Raw genomic sequence first — 372 nt, forward strand, 5'->3', positions numbered from 1 at the left:
TTTCGACCGCAACCGACAGGGGGCCAAGCTAACGCTTGCCGGCGAAATGCTTCTGGTGCGCGCCAGAGCGATCGTAAGCGATTGCAACAGCACCGAACAGATTGTGCGCCGCGCAGCGGAGGGGCTTGAAGGGTTCATTCGAATTGGCATAATAAACTCCCTTCTCCATGGTATCCTCCCGACCGCATTGCACCGTTTTCGCGAACTGAAACCTAATATCGATTGGTCATTGCACGAGCTATTACCTGACCGGCAGGAACAGGCCTTACTCAACGGAGACATAGATATCGGTTTTTCCTGTAACCGTACGAGTTATGGCGAATTGAAATCGTTCCTCGCCTATCCCCAGAAACTGGTTGCCGCCTTGCCATT

General features: G+C 53.0%; 1 protein-coding gene. It reads left to right on the plus strand.

All coding sequences use genetic code 11. The features are described 5' to 3' along the window. Window positions 1-372 (plus strand): LysR family transcriptional regulator (locus SB822_RS55380; protein WP_410858881.1); only part of this gene is annotated, 372 nt, incomplete at both ends.

It is taken from the genome of Paraburkholderia sp. SIMBA_054, assembly GCF_046534875.1.
GTDB classification, from domain to species: Bacteria; Pseudomonadota; Gammaproteobacteria; order Burkholderiales; family Burkholderiaceae; genus Paraburkholderia; species Paraburkholderia hospita.